Source organism: Pseudomonas sp. PGPR40 (genome assembly GCF_022014505.1).
GTDB lineage: Bacteria > Pseudomonadota > Gammaproteobacteria > Pseudomonadales > Pseudomonadaceae > Aquipseudomonas.
Genome location: NZ_JAKLSP010000009.1, coordinates 95,764 through 122,217, shown reverse-complemented (window position 1 = coordinate 122,217; position 26,454 = coordinate 95,764). Strand labels below are relative to the sequence as shown.

Annotated in this window: 27 protein-coding genes and 1 tRNA gene; 17 read left to right on the top strand and 11 right to left on the bottom strand. The window is 57.5% G+C overall.

Features of this window, described 5'->3' with window-relative positions; all coding sequences use genetic code 11:
- The first annotated feature begins 2 nt into the window (after nt 1–2).
- The 4 genes from bamC to MEB48_RS10350 all read left to right on the top strand — a co-directional run bounded on the left by bamC (nt 3) and on the right by MEB48_RS10350 (nt 2,796).
- Nucleotides 3–1,118: an outer membrane protein assembly factor BamC gene (gene bamC / locus MEB48_RS10365; protein ID WP_237884177.1), complete on the top strand. Its 1,116-nt coding sequence runs from the start codon at nt 3–5 to the stop codon at nt 1,116–1,118.
- A 4-nt stretch (nt 1,119–1,122) separates the two neighbouring features.
- Nucleotides 1,123–1,881, top strand: coding sequence for an MBL fold metallo-hydrolase (locus MEB48_RS10360; protein ID WP_237884176.1), 759 nt, complete (start codon nt 1,123–1,125; stop codon nt 1,879–1,881).
- A gap of 28 nt (nt 1,882–1,909) precedes the next feature.
- Entirely contained in the window at nt 1,910–2,623 is a 714-nt protein-coding gene (gene purC, locus MEB48_RS10355; protein WP_007898671.1) for a phosphoribosylaminoimidazolesuccinocarboxamide synthase, read from the top strand.
- Between the two features lie 83 nt (nt 2,624–2,706).
- Nucleotides 2,707–2,796: transfer RNA gene (locus MEB48_RS10350), tRNA-Ser, on the top strand.
- Nucleotides 2,797–2,989: 193 nt separating this feature from the next.
- On the opposite strand, the gene MEB48_RS10345 is transcribed toward MEB48_RS10350, so the two are convergent.
- Nucleotides 2,990–3,736, bottom strand: a complete 747-nt coding sequence (locus MEB48_RS10345) for a hypothetical protein (protein WP_237884175.1) — start codon at nt 3,734–3,736, stop codon at nt 2,990–2,992.
- A 441-nt stretch (nt 3,737–4,177) separates the two neighbouring features.
- Here MEB48_RS10345 and MEB48_RS10340 point away from each other — a divergent pair, with 441 nt between their 5' ends.
- Complete coding sequence (locus tag MEB48_RS10340) at nt 4,178–4,369, top strand: YegP family protein (protein WP_237884174.1); 192 nt, start codon at nt 4,178–4,180, stop codon at nt 4,367–4,369.
- A gap of 126 nt (nt 4,370–4,495) precedes the next feature.
- A complete protein-coding gene (locus MEB48_RS10335) occupies nt 4,496–4,861 on the top strand; it encodes a 5-carboxymethyl-2-hydroxymuconate Delta-isomerase (RefSeq protein WP_237884173.1) in 366 nt (121 codons plus the stop codon).
- A gap of 3 nt (nt 4,862–4,864) precedes the next feature.
- On the opposite strand, the gene MEB48_RS10330 is transcribed toward MEB48_RS10335, so the two are convergent.
- The 3 genes from MEB48_RS10330 to MEB48_RS10320 all read right to left on the bottom strand — a co-directional run bounded on the left by MEB48_RS10330 (nt 4,865) and on the right by MEB48_RS10320 (nt 8,094).
- Complete coding sequence (locus MEB48_RS10330) at nt 4,865–5,800, bottom strand: LysR family transcriptional regulator (protein ID WP_237884172.1); 936 nt, start codon at nt 5,798–5,800, stop codon at nt 4,865–4,867.
- A gap of 147 nt (nt 5,801–5,947) precedes the next feature.
- Complete coding sequence (locus MEB48_RS10325) at nt 5,948–6,895, bottom strand: DMT family transporter (RefSeq protein ID WP_237884171.1); 948 nt, start codon at nt 6,893–6,895, stop codon at nt 5,948–5,950.
- Nucleotides 6,896–6,909: 14 nt separating this feature from the next.
- Nucleotides 6,910–8,094 carry a cyanate transporter gene (locus tag MEB48_RS10320; RefSeq protein ID WP_237884170.1) on the bottom strand — a complete coding sequence of 395 codons (1,185 nt, stop codon included), beginning with the start codon at nt 8,092–8,094 and terminating at the stop codon, nt 6,910–6,912.
- Between the two features lie 613 nt (nt 8,095–8,707).
- Here MEB48_RS10320 and MEB48_RS10315 point away from each other — a divergent pair.
- From MEB48_RS10315 to MEB48_RS10290, 6 genes are all read left to right on the top strand, one after another.
- Nucleotides 8,708–10,015, top strand: a complete 1,308-nt coding sequence (locus MEB48_RS10315; RefSeq protein WP_442969080.1) for a glutamine synthetase family protein — start codon at nt 8,708–8,710, stop codon at nt 10,013–10,015.
- 168 nt (nt 10,016–10,183) lie between these two features.
- Nucleotides 10,184–11,833, top strand: a complete 1,650-nt coding sequence (locus MEB48_RS10310; protein WP_237884168.1) for a phosphoethanolamine transferase — start codon at nt 10,184–10,186, stop codon at nt 11,831–11,833.
- A 73-nt stretch (nt 11,834–11,906) separates the two neighbouring features.
- On the top strand, nt 11,907–12,569 hold the full coding sequence (locus MEB48_RS10305) for a class I SAM-dependent methyltransferase (protein ID WP_237884167.1): 663 nt from the start codon (nt 11,907–11,909) through the stop codon (nt 12,567–12,569).
- A gap of 123 nt (nt 12,570–12,692) precedes the next feature.
- Nucleotides 12,693–13,826 carry a ribonuclease D gene (gene rnd / locus MEB48_RS10300; protein WP_030132639.1) on the top strand — a complete coding sequence of 378 codons (1,134 nt, stop codon included), beginning with the start codon at nt 12,693–12,695 and terminating at the stop codon, nt 13,824–13,826.
- Nucleotides 13,823–14,116 carry a YcgL domain-containing protein gene (locus MEB48_RS10295; protein WP_095051521.1) on the top strand — a complete coding sequence of 98 codons (294 nt, stop codon included), beginning with the start codon at nt 13,823–13,825 and terminating at the stop codon, nt 14,114–14,116. The genes rnd and MEB48_RS10295 overlap by 4 nt, the downstream gene beginning before the upstream one ends.
- A gap of 120 nt (nt 14,117–14,236) precedes the next feature.
- The gene (locus tag MEB48_RS10290) at nt 14,237–15,169 is read left to right on the top strand and encodes a D-2-hydroxyacid dehydrogenase (protein ID WP_237884166.1); all 933 of its coding nucleotides are present in this window, start codon (nt 14,237–14,239) and stop codon (nt 15,167–15,169) included.
- 125 nt (nt 15,170–15,294) lie between these two features.
- Here MEB48_RS10290 and MEB48_RS10285 read toward each other — a convergent pair whose 3' ends face one another.
- A complete protein-coding gene (locus MEB48_RS10285) occupies nt 15,295–15,888 on the bottom strand; it encodes a nitroreductase family protein (protein ID WP_237884165.1) in 594 nt (197 codons plus the stop codon).
- Nucleotides 15,889–16,053: 165 nt separating this feature from the next.
- Here MEB48_RS10285 and MEB48_RS10280 point away from each other — a divergent pair, with 165 nt between their 5' ends.
- Nucleotides 16,054–16,503: a YcgN family cysteine cluster protein gene (locus MEB48_RS10280; protein ID WP_237884164.1), complete on the top strand. Its 450-nt coding sequence runs from the start codon at nt 16,054–16,056 to the stop codon at nt 16,501–16,503.
- Nucleotides 16,504–16,698: 195 nt separating this feature from the next.
- Here the strand turns inward: MEB48_RS10280 and MEB48_RS10275 are convergent, their stop codons facing one another.
- The 4 genes from MEB48_RS10275 to MEB48_RS10260 form a co-directional block, all read right to left on the bottom strand.
- Complete coding sequence (locus MEB48_RS10275; RefSeq protein WP_237884163.1) at nt 16,699–17,076, bottom strand: YgaP family membrane protein; 378 nt, start codon at nt 17,074–17,076, stop codon at nt 16,699–16,701.
- Between the two features lie 92 nt (nt 17,077–17,168).
- Nucleotides 17,169–17,639 (bottom strand): RNA methyltransferase, encoded by a 471-nt coding sequence (locus tag MEB48_RS10270; protein WP_032830521.1) that lies wholly within the window; start codon nt 17,637–17,639, stop codon nt 17,169–17,171.
- 210 nt (nt 17,640–17,849) lie between these two features.
- Nucleotides 17,850–18,221 carry a YajD family HNH nuclease gene (locus tag MEB48_RS10265; protein ID WP_007898702.1) on the bottom strand — a complete coding sequence of 124 codons (372 nt, stop codon included), beginning with the start codon at nt 18,219–18,221 and terminating at the stop codon, nt 17,850–17,852.
- A 49-nt stretch (nt 18,222–18,270) separates the two neighbouring features.
- Complete coding sequence (locus MEB48_RS10260) at nt 18,271–18,957, bottom strand: spermidine synthase (RefSeq protein WP_237884162.1); 687 nt, start codon at nt 18,955–18,957, stop codon at nt 18,271–18,273.
- A 95-nt stretch (nt 18,958–19,052) separates the two neighbouring features.
- On the opposite strand from MEB48_RS10260, the gene MEB48_RS10255 reads away from it, so the two are divergent.
- The gene (locus tag MEB48_RS10255) at nt 19,053–19,343 is read left to right on the top strand and encodes a hypothetical protein (protein ID WP_237884161.1); all 291 of its coding nucleotides are present in this window, start codon (nt 19,053–19,055) and stop codon (nt 19,341–19,343) included.
- Between the two features lie 4 nt (nt 19,344–19,347).
- On the opposite strand, the gene MEB48_RS10250 is transcribed toward MEB48_RS10255, so the two are convergent.
- Both MEB48_RS10250 and MEB48_RS10245 read right to left on the bottom strand, forming a co-directional pair.
- Entirely contained in the window at nt 19,348–19,821 is a 474-nt protein-coding gene (locus MEB48_RS10250) for a cyclic nucleotide-binding domain-containing protein (RefSeq protein WP_237884160.1), read from the bottom strand.
- A 208-nt stretch (nt 19,822–20,029) separates the two neighbouring features.
- On the bottom strand, nt 20,030–22,084 hold the full coding sequence (locus MEB48_RS10245; protein WP_237884159.1) for a S9 family peptidase: 2,055 nt from the start codon (nt 22,082–22,084) through the stop codon (nt 20,030–20,032).
- 1,266 nt (nt 22,085–23,350) lie between these two features.
- On the opposite strand from MEB48_RS10245, the gene ltrA reads away from it, so the two are divergent.
- The 3 genes from ltrA (at nt 23,351) to MEB48_RS10230 (ending at nt 26,450) form a co-directional block, all read left to right on the top strand.
- On the top strand, nt 23,351–25,048 hold the full coding sequence (gene ltrA / locus MEB48_RS10240) for a group II intron reverse transcriptase/maturase (protein WP_237884158.1): 1,698 nt from the start codon (nt 23,351–23,353) through the stop codon (nt 25,046–25,048).
- Between the two features lie 95 nt (nt 25,049–25,143).
- A complete protein-coding gene (locus MEB48_RS10235; RefSeq protein WP_237884157.1) occupies nt 25,144–25,641 on the top strand; it encodes an MFS transporter in 498 nt (165 codons plus the stop codon).
- A gap of 32 nt (nt 25,642–25,673) precedes the next feature.
- Nucleotides 25,674–26,450 carry a class II glutamine amidotransferase gene (locus tag MEB48_RS10230; protein WP_237884156.1) on the top strand — a complete coding sequence of 259 codons (777 nt, stop codon included), beginning with the start codon at nt 25,674–25,676 and terminating at the stop codon, nt 26,448–26,450.
- Nucleotides 26,451–26,454 lie beyond the last annotated feature (4 nt).

Genomic DNA, 26,454 nt, shown 5'->3' with positions numbered 1-26,454 from the left:
GCATGAAGCGAATGGCCGGACTTTCCGCACTTGCCTTGATTATCTCCAGCACCAGTGGCTGCGGATGGATCTGGGGCCCGGAAGGTTACTTCCGTGACCGTGGTAGCGATTACCTGGAAGCGCAACAGACTGCACCGATGCAACTGCCACCAGAGGTCAGCACCGCCAAGCGTCTGGATCCGCTGTTGCCGATCCCGCGCAACGTAGCCGACGACACCGCCAAGGGCGAATACATCGTGCCTCGTCCACAGCCGCTGTCTGCATCGGCTGACGCCAGTGCCTACTCCCTGCAGAAGAGCGGCGACTCGCGTTCGATCCTGGCTCAGACCCCACCGGCCGAAGTCTGGCCCGTGGCCGTGCAGTTCTTCCAGGACAATGGTTTCCGTCTGGACGAACAACGCCCGCAAACCGGCGAATTCACCACCACTTGGCAGCATTCCGACGAACTGTCCGCAGCGATGGCCAAGCGCCTGAGCGCAGCCGGTGTCGGTGCCGACAGCGAAACCCGCGTGCGGGTGCGTATCGAGCCAGGCGTGCAGCGCAACACCAGTGAAGTCTATGTGGTCAGCGCCGAGCGTCCTGCCGGCAGCACCGCCAACGTGGATTTCACCAATCGTTCGGTCAACACCGGCCTGGACGCAGCACTGGTCGACGACATGCTCGCGAGCATGAGCCGTACTTCGGAGAAGGGCGGTTCGGTCTCCATGCTGGCCTCTCGTGATTTCGATACGCCAAGCCGTGTCAGCCTGACCGAAGACGGCAGCGGTAACCCGGTGCTGAACGTCGGTAATGACCTGGATCGTGCCTGGTCGAGCGTTGGCCGTGCCCTGGAGCAGGGCGAATGGCGTGTTGAAGACATCAACCGCAGCCTGGGCCTGTACTACATCAACCTCGCCGAAAAAGCCGAGAAAAAGGACGAGCAGCCAGGTTTCTTCAGCGGCCTGTTCGGCAGCAAGCCGAACAAGGAAGAAGTTGAAGCCCGCGCCGAGCGTTACCAGGTTCGCCTGAGCAAAGTCGGCGAGAACGTACAAGTCACCGTCGAGAAAAACATCAACACCGTGGCGCCTGCAGACGTGGCGCGCAAAGTGTTGACCGTGATTCAGGACAATCTGGGCTGATCACATGCGTTTTGCCGTTCTCGGCAGCGGTAGCCAAGGGAACGGCACGCTGATAGCCAGTGACGACACGTTTGTACTGGTGGATTGTGGTTTCTCCTTGCGAGAAACCGAAAAACGCCTGCTGCGACTGGGTGTGAACCCTGCACAGCTGAGCGCGATACTCGTGACCCACGAACATGCCGACCACGTGCATGGCGTGGGTTTGCTGTCTCGGCGTTACAATCTGCCTGTCTACCTCAGTCGCGGAACCCTGCGCGGGATGCGCAAACCGATTGAACCCGCAGGCTTTCTGGCTGGCGGCGAGCAACTGCAAATAGGCAATCTGAACATTGGCGTCATTGCCGTGGCCCATGATGCACAGGAGCCAACGCAGTATGTCTTCAGCGACGGTCAGCGGCGTTTCGGCCTGTTGACCGACCTGGGCTCATACTGCAATACAGTGCTGGATGGCTACCGGGACCTCGATGCATTGATGATCGAGTCCAATCATTGCCGTGACATGCTGGCTCGCGGTCACTACCCGTACTTTCTCAAGCAGCGGGTGGGCGGTGAATTGGGACATTTGAACAACCATCAGGCGGCATTCCTGGTGGCCGAGTTGGGCTGGCAAGGCCTGCAACACCTGGTCCTGGCCCATCTGAGCAGCAAGAACAACCTGCCGCAGCTGGCCCGGCAATGTTTTGTCGACACCCTCGGGTGCGACCCGGACTGGCTGCAACTGGCCGATCAAGATTCAGGGCTCGACTGGCGACACATCGCCTAGCCCACCTACTTAGCAAGCGGAGCCCATCATGGAAAAACGTGAAGAACTTTACCGCGGCAAAGCCAAATCGGTTTACAAGACCGATGACGCTGACCGCTTGATCCTGCTGTTTCGTAACGACACTTCGGCGTTCGACGGCAAGCGCATCGAGCAGCTCGACCGCAAAGGCATGGTGAACAACAAGTTCAACGCCTTCATCATGCAGAAACTCGAAGCAGCCGGCGTGCCGACTCAATTCGACAAACTGCTGGGCGACAATGAATGCCTGGTGAAGAAACTCGACATGATTCCGGTCGAGTGCGTCGTGCGTAACTATGCCGCCGGCAGCCTGGTCAAGCGTCTGGGCGTCGAAGAAGGCATGAAGCTCAATCCTTACACCTTCGAACTGTTCCTGAAGGACGATGCCAAGGGCGACCCGTTCATCAACGAATCCCACGTCGTGGCATTCGGTTGGGGCACCGCCGAGCAACTGGTTCGCATGAAAGAACTGTCGCTCAAGGTCAACGAAGTCCTGAGCAAACTGTTCGACGACGCCGGCTTGCTGCTGGTCGACTTCAAGCTTGAATTCGGCGTGTTCTCCGACGGCTCCATCGTCCTGGGCGACGAGTTCAGCCCGGACGGCTGCCGTCTGTGGGACAAGGCCACCGGTAAGAAAATGGACAAGGACCGCTTCCGCCAAGGCCTCGGTGACGTTATCGAAGCCTACGAAGAAGTCGCCAATCGTCTGGGCGTACCGCTGTAATCGACGCAAGCATCTGATAGCACGGAAAAATTTCGCTTAGGGGGTTCGCTTCCGGCAAAAGTGTTGTTATGATGCGCGCCGTTGGAGAGATGCCAGAGTGGCCGAATGGGACGGATTCGAAATCCGTTGTACCTTCACCGGTACCTAGGGTTCGAATCCCTATCTCTCCGCCATTATTGAATAAGACTAAGCCCCTGAAATTGTTAAAGATTTCAGGGGCTTTTTCGTTTCTGCGATTTGATCCAGGGCATTTTTCAGGGCAGAAAGCTCTCTCTACAGACCGCTCAATCCTGTTTGCGCCTCAGGGCTGGCCTCGAGGGCGAGGCTTGTTTCAGTCGGTTAGTCGTTGAAATTCTCATCGCAGCGTTAAAATGCGAGGCCTAGTTTTAGGCCATACTCGTCCCTTGTTTGTTTGTCGAAATCGGTCACCACAAATTGACCATCCAGGTCATATTTGAAGCGGTTGTAGTATAGGGATGCTATAACCGGAATCGCTCCTTGCTGATTGAACAGGAAGCTCAGTTCGACAAAAGGATTGAGGGTGTTTTTTAAATCCTGGCTCTCGCTGCCGAGGCCATTGATCTTCAGCTTCGAGTCACCATTGATTGCCTTGCGAGTTCCCGCTTCAAGACGCAGGGTTGTAGTGCTGAACTGATGATTGTAGCCAGCAGCAACTTTAGCGAAGGGGGTGCGGCTGGTGAGTTCGACGTCGTACTTGTTAAAGTCCGGCTGAAAGCGATTCCATTTGTATCCTCCGCCCAGCAAGATATCTACAAAATTACGCGCATCCAAAGCAATCCTCCAGCCAAAGTCCAGATCGACTTGACCATCCTCTACTTTCTGATTTTGTTGTTCAGAGTACTGCCCACTCATTTCTGCATGATAAACAAGGCCGGTCTGAGCGGTCATCTTGTTGCCGAAACTGAGAAATAATCCTCCTTCCGGCATGTGCTCGGTGGCCGTGCTTCTGCGTCCTGTGAATTCTAGTACGCTGTAGCTTCCCTGCAAGCCAAATGCGAAAACCGGATCTGTAGAAGGTGCAGCGCTACAGATTGTTGATGGGGTTCCCGCGAGAACGGTGGTGACAATAGCAGCAAGATTGGTTCTTTTCATAAGAACTCCATCAGTGCACTACTGGTCCGGAGTAGACCGATTACTTACAACCATAGTCGTTTTTTCAGGTGTTGGATCGATCATCGAGAGGAGCTGCTTATGAACGTGATAGGTCAGCCTGTCCTGATGTAAGTGAAGGGGTTCAGCCTGTCCACTTTCGGAAAAACCGATTCGAGCACGGCTAACTCTGTTGAGGGAGGAAGTTTTAGTGTCGGATGAATCAGCATAGCAGCGTAAGAAAAGTATGCCTGTTAATGGGAAAATTGATCCCTTCAAGTCTCTTTAATTACCGCCCCCCGTATTTATTGATTGTTTCGTGAATCATGGGGTTTTCTTCGAAATATCCCTACACATTGAAAGACGTTGCCTTAGAAATTCCTCATCTACTCTGGTTTCGCAGATCACTGATCTGTCGTAATCAGCAATCGCAAGGAGCGATCAATGTATTTTGAGATTTACAGGCAAACCCGTGGTACCGCGCAGACCGGCAAGGGCCAATGGCGCTGGCGTTTGCGGGCGGGGAATCATGAAACGATTGCCAGTGGAGAGGCGTACGTCAACAAGTCTGATTGTGTGCATGCCATCAGTTTGATCAAAGGGACTGAGGATCGGACCCCGGTAAAGGAGATATAGGCTGCAGGCGTTGAAGCTGCTCAATCAGAGCAGCTTCGTTCTGATCGGGCTTTTCCACTGTCCCAGTGAGTAGGGCGGCACTGTGTTATATGTACGACCTTTCTGCCAATCTTCAGGAGCCCCGTAATGCCTCACCTGCACATGGAATACACCACCAATTTGCCCGAATTGAACGCCGATGTAGCATTGATGCGACTCAACAACGCATTGGTCGCTTCCGGCCAGTTTGGCGCTGAGTTCGACATCAAGGCTCGTGCCGTGAAGGTCGAGACTTTCAGGGTGGGCACTGCGCTCGGCGAGCGGGGGTTCGTGCATGTGAAGCTGGCGCTGTTGAGCGGTCGTTCGCCGGAGATCAAAAAGCAGTTGTCTGAAAGCCTGCTGGCCGTGGTGCAGGATGTGTGTGAATGGCCGACGGGAGTTGAGGTCCAGTTGTGTGTTGAAATCCTCGATATCGATCGAGAGTCCTACACCAAGACTGCCATTGGCCACTAAGTTTCAGGCCATTTCCTGCTCGGCGCAGGCTTTGATCACTTGCTCGCGTAGCCAGGTGTTGGCGCTGTCCTGATCGACGCTTTGACTCCACTGCATGTTCAGGGTGAAGCCCGGCAGGCCGTTGGGCGCTTCGCAGTGATTGAAAATTGCCTCGTTGGCCAGCAATTGCTGGATGCGTCGAGGCAGGGTCAGGATGAAATCGGTGCCGGTGATCATCTTCAGCGCCGCGCTGTAGCTGTTGGAGCGAGCGACTATCTGTCGTTTGTGGGCTTGTTGAGCAAGCCAGCCGTCGACCATATTGGTAGTGGACGTCCAGGGCGTCGGGAACACATGCCGGCGTTGAGTGAATGCTTGCAGGCTCAAGCGCGGTTCCAGCGGCGTGGCGCGTTTGTCGAAGACGCAGACCAGATCATCTTCCAGCAGCATCCTGAAGTTGAAATCGGTGTGGCTGCGATGAAAATTCGGGCCGAAACAGATCACCAGGTCGAGGCTGCCGTCGCGCAGTTCTTCGGCCGGGATGTCGGTTTCGAACTTGTGCATGTTGACCATCACTGGCAGGTCGGCGAAATCAAAGCTTTTCAGCAGGCGCGGCAGGATCAACTGCTCGAAGTACTCCGGCGCGCAGATATTGAAGGTGACCGGTTGCAAGGTCGGGTCAAAGGTTGGTGTCCCGGCGTGACACAGGTTGATGCTTTCGAGAATTTTCAGCACATGGGTATGCATGGTGCTGGCTTTGTAGGTGGGGCGCATCCCCATGCGGGTATTGATGAATAACTCGTCTTCGAAGCTGGTGCGCAGTTTTTTCAGGCAGTAACTCACTGTGGACTGGCTGACGCAGAGCGCCTCCGATACACCGGTGACGCTGCTTTGCTCATACACGGCGACAAACACCATGAGGTCCTGCATGTCGAGCTTTCTAAGCAAGTTACTGTTCAGCATCCATTCTGTCTCGCTGTGCCCTTTGCGCTGACTGTGCGCAAACGTGTGCGAACGATCCTAACGGAACGATGGTGCCAAGAGAATGCCTTGTAGGATTTTTCATGGTCAGTTGTGGGACAGAAAATGTTACGAACACGACCTATGAATTCAATCTCTCGAAAGCTGGCCAGAGGCCTTTAACGCTGATGGCTGCGCGGGGATCGCGTCGCGGCTGGATATTAGCAGCGCCAACATGCCAGCGCCTACCAGTAACGCGCCGATGATTTCCTGGGCAAGTGGCGATTGGCCTAGCCAGAACCAGTGGAACAGCGTGATGAATAGAGTGCTCAGGTAGATGTAGGAAATGACCGAGGAGGGTGCGATGACGCCAATGGCTCGATGCAGTAACCAGAAGGTCGCCAAGGTGGCGAACAGTGCCAGATAGATCAACCACCAAAGATCGCTCACCGTCAGCAACGACGCCGATCGCCAGCCGCCGCTGAACCCACAGAACGCCAATAGAAACAGCGCCCCGAACAGCATGTTCCAGAAAGTCATGCCCACCGGGCCGCGCCCCTTGAGGCTATTGGCCTTGAATCGTTGACTCAGAGGCGAGTAGAGCGCCATCGCCAGGCAACCGACCCCATACACCGACACTGCATACAGCGATGGCAGTTCGCCGGGGCCTGCACCTTTCCACACCAGCAGCACGGCACCGGCTGCGGCAATCAGCATAGGCAATACGCGTTGTTTCAGTCTGTTGTCGGGTATCAGGAAGGCTTCGAACAGCAGCGTCAGCAACGGCACCAGCGCGAACATCGTTCCGGTGCTCACTGCCGAGGTGTAGCGCAGCGCTTCGAACAACGAGCCGAAATACAGCGCCAGCAGCATACCGAGCACCGCATGACTGAGCAGTCCTTGGATGTTCATGGCGGTATCGCCCTTGAACAGCAGCAGGGGGAAAAACACCAGGGCGCAAAACAGCAAGCGCAAACCGGTGAGCAGAATCGGGTCGATGGCCTGACTGACCTGGGCTGCCGCGGAAAACGAGACGGCAATCAACAGTGCCCAGAGCAGCATGCCGACGTGAGCGGCAACAAAACCTGTGCGTTTCATGATGGGGGGCCGGGTCAGTGAATGTGTTTGGCGTAATGCCGCGGATCGAAGCGCAGAGCCATCAGGATCATCAACGCCATGACGCCAGTCAGTGACCACCAGGCCCATTCGAAACTGCCCAACTGATCGCGAATTATCCCGGCCATCAGCGGCGAGAGGCCGGCAATCAGGTAACCGATACCTTGTACGAAGGCGGTCAGCCCGCCCGCGCGTTGAGGATTGTCCAGATGATCCAATGACACAATCAGGCTCATCGGGAACAGCCCGCCGATGCCCAGTCCAAGCAGGCAGGGCCACAACAGGCTCAGGTGTTGCGGGTTCAGAATCAGCCCGCAGAAACCGGCCATGATCAGCGTCAGCAATACCACCAGCACCAGCCGCCGGTCGCGACTGCGATTGGCGATGGCGGGTACCAACAGCCCCGACAACACTTCCATGGCGGTCAAAAAGCCCAGCAACAAACCGGCCTGTTGTTCGCTCCAGCCTTTTTCCACGTAGTACGGCGCCAGCCAGGCCAGCACACAGGTATAGGACGCCGTGCCGAGGCCGAAGAAGATCGCGAGTAACCAGGCGCGGGAATGGGTGAAAAAGGATTCTTTGCCTGATGATTTGGCATCCAGCGTCGGCATTCCCGAGCGTTGGGCGCACCAGAACAGCAACGCCACCAGCGCCAGCGCTGCCCAGATCGCCAACGCCACTCGCCAACTGTCGGTGCGGGTCATCACCAGCGGCGCAAACGACGCCGCGATTGCCGCGCCGCCCATGATCGACGTCACGTAGAGGCCCATGCACACGGAAACGTTGTCGCTGAAACGGGACTTGATCAGGGCGGGCATTAACGCCTGAATCAACGCAATGCCGATGCCGGCCAACACAGCGCTCAAGATCAGCTCCGCCGCCGAATCGAGGAACAGCCGCGATACTGTGGCAAGGCCAATGATCAACAGCGACAACACCACGGTGCGCTGCTCGCCCAAACGCTGACTGATACCGATACCGAAGAACATCGCCAGCCCCATGGCCATGACTGGCAGCATCGTCAGGAGTGAGGCCAGGCTGAAACTCAGCGGGATATCACCGCGAATGGCTGATAGCAAAGGCCCGACAGCAGCCATGGACGGACGCAGGTTCAAGGCAACAAGAATGATGCCGAACATCAGCCAGAAGGCAGGACGGGAGGTTGCGCGAACGTTTTCCATAATCGGACCTTCAGGAACAAGGAGCCAATTAGGCGCGCGAGCCCCTGAGGCGGCAAATCAGAAAGTCTGGAGGGGTATTTAAAAATTAAATACCTGTGATGCAACGCAGATCCAATGTGGGAGCGGGCTTGCTCGCGAAGGGGCCGCCACATCCGACATCTTTGTCGACTGACACTCCGCTTTCGCGAGCAAGCCCGCTCCCACATTATGATCTGCGGTGTTTGGTAGATTTTGTTCACTTAGGGCATTCAGTGAATGTTTAGCCAAATCGCACCCAAGGTTCTTCAAATCCCGATTTAACGACTTAACCGCCCATGTGACGCTGGGGGTCATCTGTTTACTGCGGTCTTCTCTATGGACGGTTGTCCGGTCGCACTTCCCTCCGAACTGGCCTTCTGGGCGCTATGGCACTGCCGCCACGCGCGCCCGCCGGATTCTTGCATATCCCGTTGATTGTTCTGACAGGTCCCGCGCTGTGAGCCGGGATCAAACCGGCGGCGCCTGTGCGTTTGCCTGACGCGGATAGACGAGAATTACCATGAGTTGTGCCACGACATCCTTCGCCACGAAAGAACAAGCCCTGACCTTCCTGGAACACAATCCGGATATCGAGATGTTCGAGTTGTTCATCGTCGATAACAACGGTGTGCCACGGGGCAAGTTGCTGCATCGCGATGAACTGCTGGCGGTGTACGAAAGCGGGCGGCCGCTGCCGAGTACCATTCTGGGCCTGACCATCAATGGCGATGACGTAGAAAATTCCGGGCTGGTCTGGGACGTCGGTGATATCGATTGCCGGGCCTACCCGATCAGCGGCAGTTTGCAGCGCATGCCGTGGCGATTGATTCCCACGGCGGCGGTGCAGGTCAGCATGCATCCAAAGGAGGGCATGCCCGCGACCATTGCCGACCCACGGCACCTGCTGGCCAAGGTCATCGAAAGCTTGCAGGCCGACGGTTATTACCCGGTGATGGCGGCGGAGCTGGAGTTCTATCTGCTGGATCAGCAGCGCGACAGCAACGGTCGGCCGCAGCCGGCGCGGGATGTCGATGGTGGGCGGCCACGCGCCACGCAGGTTTATGGCTTGCGGGAACTGGAGCAAATCGAGCCGTTTCTGGCCGACCTTTACAGCGCCTGCAAACTTCAGGGCATTCCGGCGCGCACGGCGATCTCCGAATATGCGCCGGGGCAGGTGGAAATCACCCTCGAACACCGCACCGATGCTTTGCAGGCGATGGATGAAGCGGTGCGCTACAAACGGCTGGTCAAGGGCGTGGCCCACAAACACGGAATGACCGCCTGCTTCATGGCCAAGCCTTTCGATGATCTGGCCGGCACCGGGATGCACATGCACGTCAGCCTGGCGGACAAGGACGGCAACAATCTGTTCGCCAGCGAAGCCCCGGATGGCACCCCGCTGCTCAAACACGCGGTCGGCGGGATGCTCGACACATTGCTCGATTCGTTACTGCTGTTCTGTCCGAACGCCAACTCGTACCGTCGCTTCCAGACCAACAGCTACGCCCCCCTGGCGGCTACCTGGGGGGTGGATAACCGCACCGTGAGTTTGCGAGTGCCCGGCGGGCCGGCGTTCTCCCGGCATATCGAGCACCGTATCTGTGGGGCCGACGCCAACCCGTACCTGGCGGCTGCGGCGATTCTCGCCGGGATTCATCGCGGCATCCGCGAGCAACTTGACCCTGGAGCACCCGTGGAAGGCAACGGGTACGCCCAGGCTACGCAATTGTTACCAACCGACTGGTTGACCACGTTGCGAGCGCTGGAGGCTTCGAACTGGGCGCGGGAGGCATTCGGCAGTGAGTTTCTTGGCGTGTATCTGGCGGTGAAACGTGCCGAGTACCGGCAGTTCATGGGCGAAGTCGGTGAGCAGGACTGGCGCTGGTATCTGCATCAGACTTGAAACGAGTTTCCACTGTTGAAAGTTTTGGCCTAATTGTTATGAGCCAACTAATCGTTGGCTTCTTTTTCACGAAAAATTGAGGGTTGGCTGCTTAAGATTTGTGTTGTCGCGGTAAATGAAGTTTTTACATTAGCCGCGGGCACTTCTTTTCAGGAACAGCCGATCATCATGTTGAAGTTCAAAGCCGTGCGCCCGGAGTGGGTGGCGTTGATTGCCAGTGCCTTTTTATTGGCAGGGTTCAATTCAGTTCTCTGGCAACACCTCTTCGATATCACCGCTGCAGACGGTCAAGGCATCGCCATGCGTGTCGCGTTCGGGGTGATGATCCTGGCGGTCTTCAACATTGTGCTGACCTTGCTTTCATTCCGGCCTGTGATGAAACCCGTGTTGACGCTGATCTTTTTGGTCAGTGCCGGCGTAGCGTATTTCATGAGCCAATACGGTGTGTTGATCGACGCCGGCATGTTTCGTAACTTCGCAGAAACCAATGCCACAGAAGTGCGCGACTTACTGTCCTTGAAGTTGTTTGTTTATATTGGTTTGCTCGGAGTTTTGCCATCGTGGTTGTTGTGGAAGACGCCAGTTAATTACCGTCGTTGGTACCGGGAATTATTAAGTAAAGTGCTGGTGAGTGTCGCCTCGGTTGCAGTGATCGGTGGTGTCGCCCTGGTCAACTATCAAGGCCTGTCGTCGTTGTTTCGCAATCACCATGAATTGCGCTTGATGGTGGTGCCAAGCAACTACATCGGTGCCTCGTTCGGCTATCTGCGCGAGCAAGTCGTTTCTGCCCGACAACCCTTTATCAAACTCGGTGAAGATGCCGCGAAAAACCCGGTCTGGCAGACCCACGGCCGTAAATCCCTGACGGTACTGGTGGTGGGTGAAAGTGCCCGGGCGGAAAACTTCGGCATCCTGGGTTATGACCGCGATACCACACCCACACTGGATAAAGAGGCCGGCCTGATCGCGTTCACCGATGTGCATTCTTGCGGCACGGAAACAGCCGTTTCGGTGCCCTGCATGTTCTCCAACATGGGCCGCAAGGATTACAACGCCAGCAAGGCGAAGAACGAGGAAGGTCTGCTGGATGTGCTCAAGCATGCCGGTTTGGAGGTGATCTGGCGCGATAACCAGTCGGGCTGTAAAGGCACCTGCGATCGGGTCACTGTCGAGGATGTGAGTAATCTGAAAGACCCGGTGCTGTGCGCCAACAGCGAGTGCCGCGATGAAATTCTTCTGCAAGGTTTGCAGCACTTCATCGATACGCTGGATAAAGACACCGTGCTGGTACTGCATCAAATGGGCAGTCACGGTCCGGAATACTTCAAGCGCTACCCGAAAGAATACGAACTCTTCACCCCGGTGTGTGAAAGCAATGCACTAAACAATTGCAGCCGCGAAAGTATCGTTAATGGTTACGACAACACATTGGTGTACACCGATCATGTGCTGTCGACCCTGATCGATCTATTGCGAAGCAACCAGGACAAAGTCGATACCGCGATGCTTTATCTGTCGGATCACGGCGAATCGCTAGGCGAATACAACCTGTTTCTTCATGGCACGCCTTACCTGCTGGCGCCGGAACAACAGAAGCATGTAGCGATGCTGGCGTGGTTCTCCGACAGCTATCAAAAGTCCTTTTCGGTCGACACCCATTGCCTGCAACTGAGTCGCGAAAAGCCCTTGAGTCAAGACAACCTGTTCCATTCCATGCTTGGCCTCCTGGAGGTCAATAGCAAAGTCTATAACCCGGAGCTGGACATGTTTGCCGGCTGCCGCGGCGCAGTGATCGACGGTGTGCTGGCCAAAAAATGAGCCCGTCGACCTTTTTTTCACGCGCCAGTCGTTAATCTGCCGTCAGTTGATATTCCAACAAGAGCCCTTGCACATGTCCGCGCTGCACCCATCCGCCATCGAACTCGAGCTCGCCCGGCGCTACGACCAGGAACACGCCCGCGTCTGCCTTCAGTCGCGACCGCGTGGCCTGGCAGGGCGTTTGACGTTCTGGCGCGATGAGCAACTGGTGCGTAACGCGCTTCAGGTCGCGGGCGAACCGGGACTGATTCTTGATGTGACTTGCGGAGTGGGGCGCTTTTGGCCGGTACTGGCCGAGCATGCGAATCGGGTGATTCTTGCGACCGATCCGTCTCAGAACATGCTCGATCATGCCCGCACCCATCATCCGCAACAGTTGCTGGAACGGATCAAGACCTTTCAAAGTTCAGCCTTCACCATCGGTTTGTCTGCGAACGCAGTTGACTGCATTTTTTGCATGCAACTGTTTCAACTCCTCGCCAGTCCTGAGCATCGGTTGGCCATGCTGGGCGAATTCCATCGGGTCAGTCGCGATACGGTGATTGTGGCGGTGCGAGTCGATGCGCATTTCAAGCTGCATCGATCGGGTGCGGAAGGCGCAAACGTCCGGCCACAGGCCAGTAAAGCCGAGCTTGAGGCCGAGTTCAGGCAGGCGGGTTTCCACTTGCTCAGCCATCAGGACTTCCTGCCGGGGTGCGCGCGGATGCGGGTCTACGTGTTGCGTAAGGGCAACTAATTTCCACCTGTCAGACAATTCTTGCTGTTCTGCAGGTATTTTCGCTAAAGCTCTTGTTCAGTGGATGCGCGGAAATCGCCGGGGGCGATATATACTGCGCGCCATTCTTCAAGGGAGAGCCGTGTGGCCATCGATATTCACTGGATTCGCGACAACGATAGCCTCGGTCAGTTTTGTGCCGAGTGGCAGCAGCTGCCATTCGTTGCCCTCGACACCGAATTCATGCGGGTCGACACCTTTTATCCGATTGCAGGCCTGCTGCAGATTGGCGATGGCGTACGCGCTTACCTGATTGACCCGCTGACCATCGACAATTGGCAGCCGTTGGCCGCGTTGCTGGAAAACCCGGCCGTGGTCAAAGTCGTGCATGCGTGCAGCGAAGACCTCGAAGTATTACTGCGCCTGACCGGCAGCTTGCCGGCGCCGCTGTTCGACACCCAACTGGCCGCCGCTTACCTGAACCTCGGTTTCTCGATGGGCTATTCGCGGTTGGTGCAGGAGGTGCTCGGCATCGACCTGCCCAAAGGCGAAACCCGTTCCGACTGGCTGCAACGTCCGCTGTCCGACACCCAGATCAGCTACGCCGCCGAAGATGCCTTGCATCTGGCGGAAGTTTTCGTACAGCTGCGTCCGAAGCTTTCTGACGAAAAATACGCCTGGGTCCTGGAGGACGGTGCCGAGCTGGTGGCCAATCTGCGTCGCGAGGTCGACCCGTATGAGGTCTATCGCGACGCCAAACTGGCCTGGAAACTGTCCCGTGCCCAACTCGCTGTGTTGCGTGAACTTTGCGCCTGGCGTGAGACGCAGGCCCGTGCCCGTGATCTGCCGCGCAACCGCATCGTCCGTGAACATTCCCTGTGGCCGTTGGCGCGCACGCAACCGGACAACCTCGGCGCGCTGGCGAAAATCGAAGACATGCACCCGCGTACCGTGCGTCAGGACGGCGAATTTCTGCTTGATCTGATCAAGCGCTCTGGCAGTGTGTCGCCTGATCAATGGCCGCCAGCAGTGCCGGAGCCGTTACCGGTGGAAGCCGCCGCGCTGGTCAAACAGCTGCGCGCCATCGGCCAGGCCGAAGCCGAGCGCCTGAACATCGCGCCAGAGCTGATGCTGCGCAAGAAAACCCTGGAAGCGTTGCTCAAAAGCGGCTTCCCCAATGGTCCTTACCAATTGCCTGATTCGCTGCGTGGCTGGCGCCGCGAATTGATGGGCCAGGCGCTGCTCGACAGCCTGGCCACCGCCGGAGAACAGCCTTGAAACGTATTTGCTCCATCTACCAAAGCTCCAAGCGCAGCGGCATGTACCTTTATGTGCTCAAAAGCGATGCGCTTGAACGTGTGCCGGAAGCGCTGATGCTGGCCTTCGGCAAGCCGAAACATTCCTTCGATCTGGTGCTGTCGCCCGAGCGCAAACTGGCCAGTGAAGACATCGTCGTCGTGCTGGAAAACCTCGACAAGCAGGGCTACCACCTGCAAATGCCGCCGGCCGAAGACGAATACATCGAGCACCTGCCGGAAGAATTGCTGCGACGCAACGATCCGATGTAGTCGACAGACAGGCTCTGTTCAGAGCCTTCATGAAAAACTGGAATGATTTTGACGATGGCCAGGGCGATGGAGTGATACTCCGTCGGCGGCCGCCTGCACTGTTTTTGAAAGGTTTGAACCATGCGCGTTCTGATTGCTGAACACGACCATCCTGTGTATGCCCAACTGCTGCGTCAGGCAGCGCCTGATCTGGAAGTACTGACCAGCGGCGACTCTGCCGAATTGGCCCGTCAGGCCGCCGAGTGCCAGGTCTGGCTCGGTCAGCCGGATCTGCTGGCGACCTTGCTGCGTCAGGGCCACGAACCACAATGGCTGCAATCGACCTGGGCCGGCATCACGCCGTTGCTGGCCGACGGCTTGCCGCGGCACTATCGCCTGACTCGCGCGGTAGGGATTTTCGGTCAGGTCATGGCCGAATATGTGCTGACTTACATGCTTGGCCACGAACGCGAAGTACTGGCGCGACTGGTCAGCCAGGTCGAGCGCAAATGGGACAGCCGCCAGAGTCAAAGCCTGGCAGGACGCAAGGTGTTGATCGTCGGCACCGGTGATATCGGTCAGACCGTGGCGCAGTTTCTGTTGCCGTTTGGCGTCGAGTTATATGGCATCGCCAGCACCGCCCGGGAGCAGGCGCCCTTTGTCGAAGTCGGTGTGCTGAGCGATTTGCCGCGCCTGGTCGGTGAAGTGGATTACGTGATCAATCTGCTGCCCAATACCCCGAATACTCACGACCTGTACGACGCCGCACTGTTCAAGCGGTTCAAGCCGACGGGATTGTTCATCAACGTCGGGCGCGGCGTGGCGGTGGTCGATGCAGATCTGGTGGAAGCCTTGAAGGAAGGGCATCTGGCCGGAGCCGTGATCGACGTCTGCCGTCAGGAACCGCTGCCGCAACGCCATCCGTTCTGGACCGCGTGGGGCCTGTTGTTGACCGGCCACAGTTCGGCACCGACTTCGCCACCGATGATGGTGAAGTTGTTTGTCGAGAACCTGCGGGCGTATCAGGCGGGCGAAGCGTTGCGCGGGGAAGTGGATTTCAATCGGGGGTATTAAATCCACCACCAATCAAATGTGGGAGCGGGCTTGCTCGCGAAAACGGTGTGTCAATCACCTTGAATATCGGCTGATACACCGCCTTCGCGAGCAAGCCCGCTCCCACATTTGAACTTCATCGTCGGTTAGAGGGTGAAATCACCTTCGGCGGCCAATTCGCTCAACGGACGACGCGGGCTTGGCTCTTCGCGCGCTTGCAGGTACTCGGCCAGCGTCGCCTTGTCGCCCAGCTTGCCGATCGCCACTGCCGCGTGCAGCGCATAACCTTCAGGAATATTCAGCTCTTTGCGGGTCAGCTCCTGATCAAAACCGGCCATACCGTGGGTGTGCCAGCCGCTGATGCTCGCTTGCAGCGCCAAGTGCCCCCAGGCCGAACCGGTATCGAAGGAGTGCCACAGCGCGGGTGTTTCTTCGCTGGCGCCAGGTATCGCAAAGGTGGTTTTCGAAACCACGATCACCAGCGCCGAGGCGTGCTGCGCCCAGCTGCGGTTGAACTCGTTCAGCAGGCCCAGGTAACGCTCCCAGTTCGGCGTGTCGCGACGCGCATAGAGAAACCGCCAAGGCTGCGAGTTGTACGCCGATGGCGCCCAGCGTGCAGCTTCGAAGAAGCTCAGCAGGGTCTCTTCGGCAATGGTTTCGCCGGTGAAGGCACGGGGCGACCAGCGATCGGTGAACTGAGGGTGAATGGCGTAGTCGGCAACGCGTGGATTGGCACTCATCAAGAGATTCCTTGCTAGGTTTGAAAGTGAAGGGCGACGCAAAACCCTACTTGGCGGCGCAATAACTGACAAGCGCGTTCTACCGACAGTCGCCAATGCTTGGCCCGCCGGGGTCTTGGCACTAGACTGGCGGCCTTTTCACCACTTGATGTTGATGCTTGAGCCATGGCCGCCAAAGTCGAACCGTTCTGGATACGCAAAACCCTCGATCAACTCGATCAAGAGGAATGGGAATCGCTGTGCGACGGCTGTGGCCTGTGCTGCCTGCAAAAACTCGAGGACGAAGACGACAACGCCGTCTACTACACGCGTATCGCCTGCAAACTGTTGGACCTCAAAACCTGTCAGTGCACTGATTACCCCAATCGCCGCGACTTTGTGCCCGATTGCATCCAGCTCACGCCGGGCAAGGCTGATGAATTCAAATGGCTGCCGCCGACCTGCGGCTATCGACTGGTCAGCGAAGGCAAGGATTTGCCGCTCTGGCATCACTTGGTGTGCGGTGATCGCGAGGCGGTGCATCACGAACGCATTTCCCAGTCCGGGCGCATGCTCGCCGAGGGCAGCGTGGCCGAAGACGATTGGGAAGAGCATCTGATTTTTCGCGCGGGTTAATTGGTGGCGAGCTTGCTCCCGCTTGAGGGGAAGCGTTATTGGCGAGGCTTCCAGGGTGCTCGATACCGGGTTGCTTCAGTAATACCGCCTTCGCGGGCAAGCCTCGCTCCTACAGGATTAGTGTCATCCACAAAATTGTCTGTAGGAGCGAGGGTTGCCCGCGAAGAGGCCCCGCGCCTCACCGCAAATTTCGGATCAAACCCCAGCCTTAGGCGAGTTCAACGAATCATTACCCGTCACGGTCGCCGTGCTGGTCGCCGCTTCGGCATTGGCTTTCATGCGGCTCAGCTCATCCCCGGCGCGGTCGATTCTCGCGCGAGCGTTTTCCATGTCCTGACGGTTCTTTTCCAACAGTCTTTTCGCCGAGCAATGCCCAGTGATACCCCGGGCCAGGGCCATGCCGCCGATGGCTATTTCAATCAGTCCGAACACGCCGCCGCGTCGCAGACCTTTACTCAGCATGACCACGCCACCCGCCAGGGAGCCGGCGCGTTCCCAACCATGAACGTTCTGTACGGAAGAGCTCTGGAACGGGGTGGTTTCGATACGTTCTACAGGATTGAACTCGCGCATGATCTGTCTCCAGGCAGGGAAGGGTTGCTTCAGCAATAGATATTTAGCTGACTGTCTGGGCGAGCGGCTTGTTCCATCGAATATGTGGCAATTCAGCGGAATTTAGGACCCGAGCGGGTGTTGTTGCCCTTGGCCATGCGGTCGTACAGCACAACGTTGACGGTGGCCGCCAGATTCATGCAGCCGGTGGTCGGGATGTAGACCACATCTTCGCACCAGTCGCGGATTTCTTTATCCAGCGAGCCGTCTTCGGGGCCAAAGATGTAGAGGGCGCGATCCGGGTGAGTGTATTCCGGCAGCGAGCGGGCACCGTCGACCAGTTCCACCGCGACCGGCACACAGCCCAGGGGCAGGATTTTTTTCAGGTCGTCGATGCCGATCAGCGGAATGTCGTAGTGGACTCTCTTGGTGTCGGTGACGAAGTCGGCGGCGCGTTCATAACGCTTGCCGGTATAAAACACCGACGCCACGCCATAGCAGCCGGCGGCGCGCATCACCGAACCGACGTTCTCCGGTGATTTGGGGTTATACAAACCAATGCAGCTGTACCGTTTGTCTGCCACGAGCGGGGTGCCTTCGGGGAAAAAACGGCGATTATACGGGGATTGGGGGAGGGTGGTCAGATTGTAGATTGGTGGTGATTGTTCGATCGCTTTCGCGAGCAAGCCCGCTCCCACACTGGATCTCGGGTGAACACACTATTTGTGTACGCCGCAGATTAAATGTGGGAGCGGGCTTGCTCGCGAAGGGGCCGGTCGAGGCGCTGAAGATTGTCAGTCTTCTTTCTTCATCAACCCCGCCAACGCCGCAAACGGGTTATGCGTCGCCTTGGCAATTTTTGGCGTACTCAGCGAGCCTTCATCAAAATACTGCTGATCGGTATACCGCGAGTGCTCATTGTCATGGCAATACAGGCACAACAGCTCCCAGTTCGAACCGTCCTGAGGGTTGTTGTCATGGTTGTGGTCGCGGTGATGCACGGTCAGTTCGCTCAGGCGCTTGCCGGAGAATTCACGGGCGCAGCGGCCGCACACGTGCGGGTACATCTTCAGGGCCTTGTCGCGGTAACCCATTTCCTTGTCGCGCTGATTGTCGGCAAGGATGCGGTCCAGCTTCGATGTGTTGGTTGGGGTGGACGAACTCATGGGTTCACCTTTGTTAAATGACTAATGACGGTATTAAGCGAAGTTTAGCTCAGCCCTTGAGCTTCTCGGCAATCCAGATGGTGTGGCGTGTGCCCTTGTTGCCGTGGGCGAAGACTTGCACTTCTTCGGCCTTGAAACCGGCTTTTTTCAGCTTGTCGGAAAACTGCCGGTCGGCACTGGCCGACCACACCGCCAGCACGCCTTTGGGGCGCAGGGCCTTGGCACAGGCACTCAGGCCTCCAGCGGAATAGAGCCAGCTGTTGGCTTTCTGTGTCAGGCCTTCGGGGCCGTTGTCGACGTCGAGCATGATCGCATCGAAACCTTGTGGTTCGGCTTGCAACACGTTGGCCACATCTTCCATACGGATCACGGTGCGCCGGTCGAGCAGCGGGTTGCCGGCTTTCTCACCCAGCGGCCCACGGTTCCACTCAACCACACCGGGCACCAGCTCGGCGACCACCACTTCAGCCGTCTTGCCCAAATGCTTGAGCGCCGAGGCGAGGGTGAAGCCCATGCCCAGGCCACCGATCAATACCCGCGAATTCGGCCGGCCGGCGACCTTGCGGCAGGGGATTTCGGCCAGGGCATCTTCGGAGCCGTGCATGCGGGTGTTCATCAACTGCCCGCCGTCACCGCCCTGAATCTTGATGACGAAATCCTCGCCATATTCGAACAGGCACAAGGCACCGCCGTTTTCAGGAATGGGGGTGGTGTCGAGCAGAACGAAACGTTTCATGGGGCTCTCTTGAGGAGAAATTGATAGATGGAGGAAGGCAAACGAGCGCAGTTGGGAGTAGCCTGCAAAAGACCACAAGGCCAACGGAGCCATTGATGAAGCGCACCATTCTAACGGTCATTGCCCTGGCCGCGCTCTCGATAACTGCAGTGCAGGCCCAGGAGCTGCAAACCATCCCCACCAGCCCTGTGCCGATGCCCGGTTCACCGGGCACCGCCACGCCGACGCCGTATCCGCAGATCACCCCTGCCAGCGTGCCCAAGGCCGGTTCCGGCAGTGGCGGGCCACCGTTGTTGCCGCCGATCGAAATGCCCAATCCGCCCAAGGACCAGACCTTGCCGGGCCTTGAGCCGAGTACAACGAAAATCAAAACGCCGGGCGGGTAAGTATCTAAATCTGCTGCGAGAGCAGTTGTCCATCGGCCATGCGCAAGCGTTTGGAAAGGGAAACGGCGAGGGCGCGGATGATTTTGGCGGCGATTTTCGGCGCGTCGTTGAGCATCTTTTCCAGAGAGTCCTTGCCCAGATTGAGCAACTGGCAATTGCTCGCGGCCACGCAACTGGCCGAGCGCCGTTCACCGTCGAGCACGGCCATTTCACCGAACGCCCGACCGCTGCGCAAGGTGGCCATGGTCACCCGTTGCCCGTCGCTGTTGGTCTTCTGCACCGCGACCTGGCCGGTGTGGATGATGCACATGAAACTGCCGGCATCGCCCTCATGGAAAATCTCTTCGCCTTCGACGACGGTGCTGATGCTGAAATAACCCGAAGCCGCCACGAAGTCTGCCGGCAGCAGTTGATCGAACAGGCCGCAGTCCATCAGCCAGTCGCGAATTTCTTTGTTCAGTAAGGTCGGTTCTGACATGTCGTCACGGTCTTTTTATGTGTCTGTTCCGGATCTGAAATCACCGAAAATCCCCTGTGGGAGCGGGCTTGCTCGCGAAGAGGGCATCACATTCAACATCATTGTTGACTGTTACGCCGCCTTCGCGAGCAAGCCCGCTCCCACAGGGAATGTGTGGTGTATCGGGCCCGGTGTTTGGTGTTAAGACTGGCACACCGGGCCAAGTCCCTCAGGCGATGCCCAAAACCTTGAAAACAAATGCGTATTCGAGGGCTACGTCACGTAATCCCTGATAACGACCGCTCATCCCGCCATGCCCGGCGCCCAATTCGGTCTTGAGCAGCAGGGGATTGGCGTCGGTTTTGGTCGCGCGCAATTTCGCCACCCATTTGGCCGCTTCCCAGTACTGCACGCGACTGTCGTTGTAGCCGGCGATCACCAGCGTTGCCGGATAGGCTTGTGCGGTGACGTTTTCGTACGGGGCGTAGGCCTTGATCCGATCATAGACGTCCGGCTCTTGCGGGTTGCCCCACTCGTCGTATTCCGTGACGGTCAGCGGCAACTCCGGGTCGAGCATGGTGTTAAGTACGTCGACAAACGGCACTTCAGCAATCGCCGCAGCGAACAGCTCCGGCCGCTGATTAAGCACCGCGCCGATCAGCAAACCACCGGCGCTGCCACCGCTGATCGCCAGCTGCGATGGGGTGGTGAAGCCGTTGGCGATCAGGTGTTCGGCGCAAGCGATGAAGTCGCTGAAGGTGTTGTGCTTGTGTTCCTGTTTGCCGGCGCGATACCAGGCTTCGCCCAACTCACCGCCACCGCGTACATGAGCGATGGCAAACGCCATGCCGCGATCCAGCAGGCTCAGGCGGGCATGGGAAAACCACGGGTCGAGGCTTTCGCCGTAGGCGCCATAGCCGTACAGATAAAGCGGCGTCGGCTTGCCGAGGAACTCGCGTTTGACCACAAGGCTGACCGGCACTTGCGTACCGTCCGGTGCCGTCGCCCAAAGTCGCTGGCTGACGTATGCATCGGCGTCGAACGGGCCGAGCACCGGGGTTTCCTTGAGGACTTGCTGCTCGCCACTGCTCAGAATCAGTTGGCGAATCTGCGCCGGGCGGTTCAAGGCTTCGTAGCGCAGACGGATCCTGTCGCTGACAAATTCCAGGCTGTTCTGCACATGCAGGCTGTAGGCCGCGTCCGGCAATTGCACGCGATAGGGCACCAAGTCCTGTGGGCGGACTTCGATGATCGGCAGGCCACCTTCGCGCAGGCTCAGGGTCATGGCCTCGGCGTTCAGGCTCATGCCTTCGAGCATCACTGTGTCGCTGTGGGGAATCAGGTTCTGCCAATCGGCTTCAGTCGGCGCGACGCCGGTATCGGCGGCCTGGTACAGGGCGAAATTGATGCCATCGCGGTTGGTGCGGATCAGCCACGTCCACTCGCCATCGAGTTTGCCGTGATCGACCTCGTACTCATGTTCTTCGACCCTCGGCGCCAGGCAGGTAAAGGCCTGATGCGGCAGAGAGGCGTCAAGTACCCAGACTTCGCTGGTGGTCTTGCTGCCCAGCGACAACAGCAGTTGCCGTTCGGAGCTTGAGCGGTAGCAATGCAAAAAGAATCGGCCGTCCGGCTCATGGAACACTTCTTCGGCCGCGGTGCCGTCCAGCCGATAGCGGAACAGTTTGTGCGGGCGATGGGTGTCGTCGAGTTCGCCGAAGAACAGCGTCAGGCTGTCGTTGGCCCAGGTCATGCTGCCGTCGCAGTTCTGGAATTCCAGTTCGCTGACGCGGCTGCTGGATAATTCCTTCACGAACAGCGTGTAAATCTCTTCGCCGCTGGAGTCGATGCTGTAGGCCAGACGCTGGTGGTCCGGGCTGATGCTGAACGCGCCCAGGGAAAAGAAGCCTCCCTTGGCCAACACATTCGGATCAAGCAGCAGTAGTTCCTGGCTTTCGTCGATCTGCAGGCTGCCATCGGCCGGACGCGGGCAGCGGTAGTGACGGGCGTATTCGTCACCGGCGGTGGTGCGCGTGTAATACAGGTACGGGCCCCAAGGCGAGGGCAGCGACAGATCGGTTTCGAGAATCCGCGCTTTGATCTCTTCGAACAGGGTTTCGCGCAGCCCGGCCTGATCGGCGGTTTGCGCCTCTTGATAGCGGTTTTCAGCTTTCAGGTAATCGAGCACCGCGTCGGTGTCGCGCTCCTGCAGCCAGGCATACGGGTCGCAACCGTCGGCCTTGTGGGCAATCGGGGCGCTGTTGACGTTGGCGGATAAGGGCATGAATGACTCTCGAACAATGTACGGAATAGGGGTATTGCAACCTGTAGGAGCGAGCTTGCTCGCGAAGAGGCCGGTACATTCAACATTTCTGGTGACTGACACACCGCTTTCGCGAGCAAGCTCGCTCCTACAGGGTTGCGCATGACAGACAGGTATTGGGACAAGCCTGACGTGCGAAAAGTCGTTACTATAAGCGCCTCTGTGCGACACGCGTAGCGTGTCTTCAAGACTTCAAGGTGTATGGTCATCTTGAAGGGTTTTCGAAAGGAAACCGACAGCTTGGGTAACCAATCCCGAGAAACAAAACCGTTCCAAAGTCCAATGCCTTCAAGGACTTGCCGCTGCGGCGGGGCACCCCAAGGTCGACTAGCGCTCGGAAGTTCGACCACAGAACGGGTTTCACTGGTTCTGGAGCGCCCACTAAATCATCGGTTCTTTTTAGAACCCTACCCATGCGGGAGAGAATCCCCGCAGGGGTTTTCTCCTGCTTCTGAAACAGGAGGAAATAATTCTTTGGGCATGCTGCTAGTCAGTTCCTGCTCCCCTCGATCTGAAGACGCGAGCGAAAGCTCTGTCTGTCATTGTCCATCTAGCTTGTCTTCAAGCTAGCAGCGGACTCATTGTGCGACCAACGATAGCCTAGGAAAACATGCGTCATCGGTAACGGTGAGGTGTGAAGCTTTTCTAACAACGTAGCCCCCAAACGGGTCTGTAATTGCCGCGAGGTAATACAGAGATGCTCGGAGCAGTACCGGGTTGAGGCGCCAGGCTGGTTGGCATGGGCAACATATGTGAACTGCTGATAAACGTCGTAATTATAAACAAGCCAAAACTGCTGTCAGGCTTGAGCCAAAAGGCACGTGGTCGGATACCTCTGTAGAGGCTGGAGGTACGTCGTCATCAAAACCACCGGCGGAAAGGCAGGCCCTAACCCAACCGTGTGACAGGCAGGGAACGTGGTAAGCCCGTATGGCTGCCTTCGGGCAGGTGAACCGCAAGGGGAGCTGTTGGCTATGCGGGTATGGGATCGCAGAAAAAGCGAACGCCGGGCTGTAATGGTCCGGATAGGGGTTGAGACATTACCCCACGGGAAACCGGGCAGACTTCTGCGTGGTCTTTCGTCGCATGAACTCTGACTGAACCTGTCTCAATGATCTTAGAGGCCAGCTGTAGTGGTCTCCTATTAATCCAACCCTCACGGGAACGTCCATTCCCGTGAGGGGATGCGTACGTCTCCTGCTCGGGGAAACTTGAGAGGATGGCAGCATGATAGAACACAGCCTAAAGGCCGTGTCTGCGCTCTCCGACATTCCGCAACAGTGGCATGACATCGACTGGTGTCGTGTTCAGCGGAACGTTCGGGCAATGCAGCTACGGATTGCGAAGGCTTGTCGGGAAGGCCGATGGCGCAGGGTGAAAGCCTTGCAACGGATGCTGACCCGCTCTCGTTCGGCCAGATACTTGGCTGTACGGCGAGTCACTGAAAACCAAGGCAAGCGCACGGCGGGAGTCGACCGCGTGCTTTGGGATACACCCGATGCCAAATGGAAAGCGGCTAATGGGTTGAAGCGCCACGGATACAAGCCACGGCCTTTACGGCGTGTCTTCATTCCGAAGTCAAATGGGACGGAGCGTCCACTGGGCATCCCGACCATGACTGACAGGGCTATGCAGGCGCTTTATCTGCTGGCTCTGGCGCCCATTGCGGAAACCACCGGCGATCCAAATAGCTACGGCTTTCGGATCGAGCGTTCAACGGCGGATGCGATGGGTCAGTTGTTCGTCTGTTTATCCAAGAGGGTTTCGGCCCAATGGGTATTGGAGGCGGATATCAAAGGTTGCTTTGATCACATCAACCACGACTGGTTGATCACCCACGTCCCTATGGACAAGGTGATTCTTCAGAAATGGTTAAAGGCTGGCGTGATTCATAAGGGCCAGCTACAGGCAACGGATGCCGGGACGCCACAGGGCGGGATTATTTCGCCCACCTTGGCAAACATGGTGCTGGATGGTCTGGAAACACAGCTCAAGCAACATTTGGGCGTGACGAAGGCCAAGAAGCTGAAAATCAATGTGGTGCGCTACGCGGACGATTTTGTGATTACGGGAGGCTCGAAAGAGGTACTGGAAAACGAGATCAAACCTTGGGTTGAGCAGTTCCTGACAGTACGGGGACTGCAGCTGTCACTCGAGAAAACCCGGGTCGTTCACATAGATGAGGGTTTCGACTTTCTGGGATGGAATTTCCGCAAATACAAAGGGAAGCTCCTGATCAAGCCAAGCAAAAAGAACGTGAAAGCGTTCTACCGCAAGGTAAAAGAGGTCATCAGCACCAACAAAACGGCTAGGCAAGAGGATCTGATTCGATTGCTTAACCCAATACTGCGAGGCTGGGCGCTTTATCACCAGCCAGTGGTTGCCAAGAAGGCGTACAGCCGGATGGACAATTCGATTTTCCATGCTCTTTGGCGTTGGGCGAAACGGCGACATCCTAACAAGTCGCTGGAGTGGGTCCGGAGGAGTTATTTTCAGGCTCACGAAGGCAGGAGTTGGGTATTCGCCACCACGGTGTTGAAGGCGGACGGGACGAAAACACTAGCTCCTATGTACTCGTTAGCGAGTACTCCGATTGAGAGGCATCGGAAGGTGAGTGGGGAATACAATCCCTTTGACCCTTCCATGGAGGAAATGGGCGAGAAGCTACGAATGGAACGGATGCTGAAAAAGCTGAAGTACCGGAAGCAAATTGTCAGGCTCTTCCAAGGCCAACAAGGCCTGTGTCCGCTGTGCAAACAGCCAATCACCAAGGTCAGTGGATGGCACGACCATCACATAATCCAGCGCTCCCATGGCGGTGGAGACACCTTGGATAACCGGGTACTATTGCACCCAGTTTGTCATCAACAGCTTCACAGCCGTGGATTGACAGTAAACAAGCCGGCTCCGCAAGGGGCTTTCTAAAGACTTGAGCCGTATGCGTTGAAAGGCGCACGTACGGTTCTTAGGGGGAGGCAGACCAGAAATGGTTTGTCTCTACCCGACTTGCCTGCCTTGCCATGGACACCATGACCGAGAACGACTATCTGATCGCTTGGGGCCTCTACGCCTTTGCCGCTTTAGGCTGCCTGTTGGTGTGGATGCGTATCACCCGCTGGATGTGGCGTTGGCTGCGTGAACCGTTGCGGTTGCTGATGGCGGTGTTGCTGTTCAGCCCGACCATCATCGACCCGGTGAAGGAAAAGGTTGCCCCGGCCATTGCCATTACTGCCCTCGACTTGCTGTTCAAGGTCGGTAATAACGCCTGGCGGGCGATTTCCGATCTGTTCATGTACGGCATGATTGTTTTCGGTATTTACCTGGTTTTCGTGGCGATTCGCTTCCCCATCGAGCGCGCTTCCAACGCTCGCAAGGAACAGGCCGCGGCCGCCAAGGCTGCCGCGCGGGCCGACGAGCCTGACGACGATCAGCCTTTCGGCGGTGCCGGCGATGATCGTTACGGCCGGCCACCGGTGCCGAGCAACCCTCAGCGTTTGCGGGTCGAACCGCGTCTGTAACCGTGCCCCTGTACTGTATCGAGAGTCCGAACATGTGTGAGTTATTGGGCATGAGCGCGAATGTCCCGACCGATATCGTGTTCAGCTTCACCGGGCTGATGCAGCGCGGCGGCCGTACCGGGCCACACCGTGATGGTTGGGGCATCGCTTTTTACGAAGGCCGTGGACTGCGGCTATTCCAGGACCCGGCGGCGAGCAGCGAGTCGGAGGTGGCGAACCTGGTGCAGCGCTATCCGATCAAGAGCGAAGTGGTGATCGGCCACATCCGCCAAGCCAATGTCGGCAAGGTCTGTCTGTCCAACACCCATCCGTTCGTGCGCGAATTGTGGGGGCGCAACTGGTGTTTCGCCCACAACGGCCAGTTGGCCGACTTCAATCCGACCGCCAGTTTTTACCGCCCCGTTGGCGATACCGACAGCGAAGCGGCGTTTTGCGATTTGCTCAATCGGGTACGTGCGGCGTTCCCCGAGCCGGTGGACATCGAAGCGCTGTTGCCGGATCTGGTGGCCGCCTGTGCCGAGTACCGCAGCAAAGGCGTGTTCAACTGCTTGCTCAGCGACGGTGACTGGCTGTTCTGCTACTGCTCGAGCAAACTGGCGCAGATCACCCGCCGTGCACCGTTCGGCCCGGCGCGTTTGAAGGACGTCGATGTGATCGTCGACTTCCAGGCCGAAACCACGCCCAATGACGTGGTCACCGTGATTGCCACCGAACCCTTGACCGAAAACGAAACCTGGATCCGCTACGAACCGGGCCAATGGAGCCTCTGGCGACGCGGTGAATGCGTCAGCCAGGGCAAGACCGAATAAGGAT

What these genes read in the sequence shown, in the direction of transcription:
- bamC (WP_237884177.1), top strand. Translation starts at nt 3, where the DNA reads ATGAAGCGAATGGCCGGACTTTCCGCACTTGCCTTGATTATCTCCAGC.
- MEB48_RS10360 (WP_237884176.1), top strand. Translation starts at nt 1,123, where the DNA reads ATGCGTTTTGCCGTTCTCGGCAGCGGTAGCCAAGGGAACGGCACGCTG.
- purC (WP_007898671.1), top strand. Translation starts at nt 1,910, where the DNA reads ATGGAAAAACGTGAAGAACTTTACCGCGGCAAAGCCAAATCGGTTTAC.
- MEB48_RS10345 (WP_237884175.1), bottom strand. Translation starts at nt 3,736, where the DNA reads ATGAAAAGAACCAATCTTGCTGCTATTGTCACCACCGTTCTCGCGGGA.
- MEB48_RS10340 (WP_237884174.1), top strand. Translation starts at nt 4,178, where the DNA reads ATGTATTTTGAGATTTACAGGCAAACCCGTGGTACCGCGCAGACCGGC.
- MEB48_RS10335 (WP_237884173.1), top strand. Translation starts at nt 4,496, where the DNA reads ATGCCTCACCTGCACATGGAATACACCACCAATTTGCCCGAATTGAAC.
- MEB48_RS10330 (WP_237884172.1), bottom strand. Translation starts at nt 5,800, where the DNA reads ATGCTGAACAGTAACTTGCTTAGAAAGCTCGACATGCAGGACCTCATG.
- MEB48_RS10325 (WP_237884171.1), bottom strand. Translation starts at nt 6,895, where the DNA reads ATGAAACGCACAGGTTTTGTTGCCGCTCACGTCGGCATGCTGCTCTGG.
- MEB48_RS10320 (WP_237884170.1), bottom strand. Translation starts at nt 8,094, where the DNA reads ATGGAAAACGTTCGCGCAACCTCCCGTCCTGCCTTCTGGCTGATGTTC.
- MEB48_RS10315 (WP_442969080.1), top strand. Translation starts at nt 8,708, where the DNA reads ATGTTCGAGTTGTTCATCGTCGATAACAACGGTGTGCCACGGGGCAAG.
- MEB48_RS10310 (WP_237884168.1), top strand. Translation starts at nt 10,184, where the DNA reads ATGTTGAAGTTCAAAGCCGTGCGCCCGGAGTGGGTGGCGTTGATTGCC.
- MEB48_RS10305 (WP_237884167.1), top strand. Translation starts at nt 11,907, where the DNA reads ATGTCCGCGCTGCACCCATCCGCCATCGAACTCGAGCTCGCCCGGCGC.
- MEB48_RS10290 (WP_237884166.1), top strand. Translation starts at nt 14,237, where the DNA reads ATGCGCGTTCTGATTGCTGAACACGACCATCCTGTGTATGCCCAACTG.
- MEB48_RS10285 (WP_237884165.1), bottom strand. Translation starts at nt 15,888, where the DNA reads ATGAGTGCCAATCCACGCGTTGCCGACTACGCCATTCACCCTCAGTTC.
- MEB48_RS10280 (WP_237884164.1), top strand. Translation starts at nt 16,054, where the DNA reads ATGGCCGCCAAAGTCGAACCGTTCTGGATACGCAAAACCCTCGATCAA.
- MEB48_RS10275 (WP_237884163.1), bottom strand. Translation starts at nt 17,076, where the DNA reads ATGCGCGAGTTCAATCCTGTAGAACGTATCGAAACCACCCCGTTCCAG.
- MEB48_RS10265 (WP_007898702.1), bottom strand. Translation starts at nt 18,221, where the DNA reads ATGAGTTCGTCCACCCCAACCAACACATCGAAGCTGGACCGCATCCTT.
- MEB48_RS10260 (WP_237884162.1), bottom strand. Translation starts at nt 18,957, where the DNA reads ATGAAACGTTTCGTTCTGCTCGACACCACCCCCATTCCTGAAAACGGC.
- MEB48_RS10255 (WP_237884161.1), top strand. Translation starts at nt 19,053, where the DNA reads ATGAAGCGCACCATTCTAACGGTCATTGCCCTGGCCGCGCTCTCGATA.
- MEB48_RS10250 (WP_237884160.1), bottom strand. Translation starts at nt 19,821, where the DNA reads ATGTCAGAACCGACCTTACTGAACAAAGAAATTCGCGACTGGCTGATG.
- MEB48_RS10245 (WP_237884159.1), bottom strand. Translation starts at nt 22,084, where the DNA reads ATGCCCTTATCCGCCAACGTCAACAGCGCCCCGATTGCCCACAAGGCC.
- ltrA (WP_237884158.1), top strand. Translation starts at nt 23,351, where the DNA reads ATGATAGAACACAGCCTAAAGGCCGTGTCTGCGCTCTCCGACATTCCG.
- MEB48_RS10235 (WP_237884157.1), top strand. Translation starts at nt 25,144, where the DNA reads ATGGACACCATGACCGAGAACGACTATCTGATCGCTTGGGGCCTCTAC.
- MEB48_RS10230 (WP_237884156.1), top strand. Translation starts at nt 25,674, where the DNA reads ATGTGTGAGTTATTGGGCATGAGCGCGAATGTCCCGACCGATATCGTG.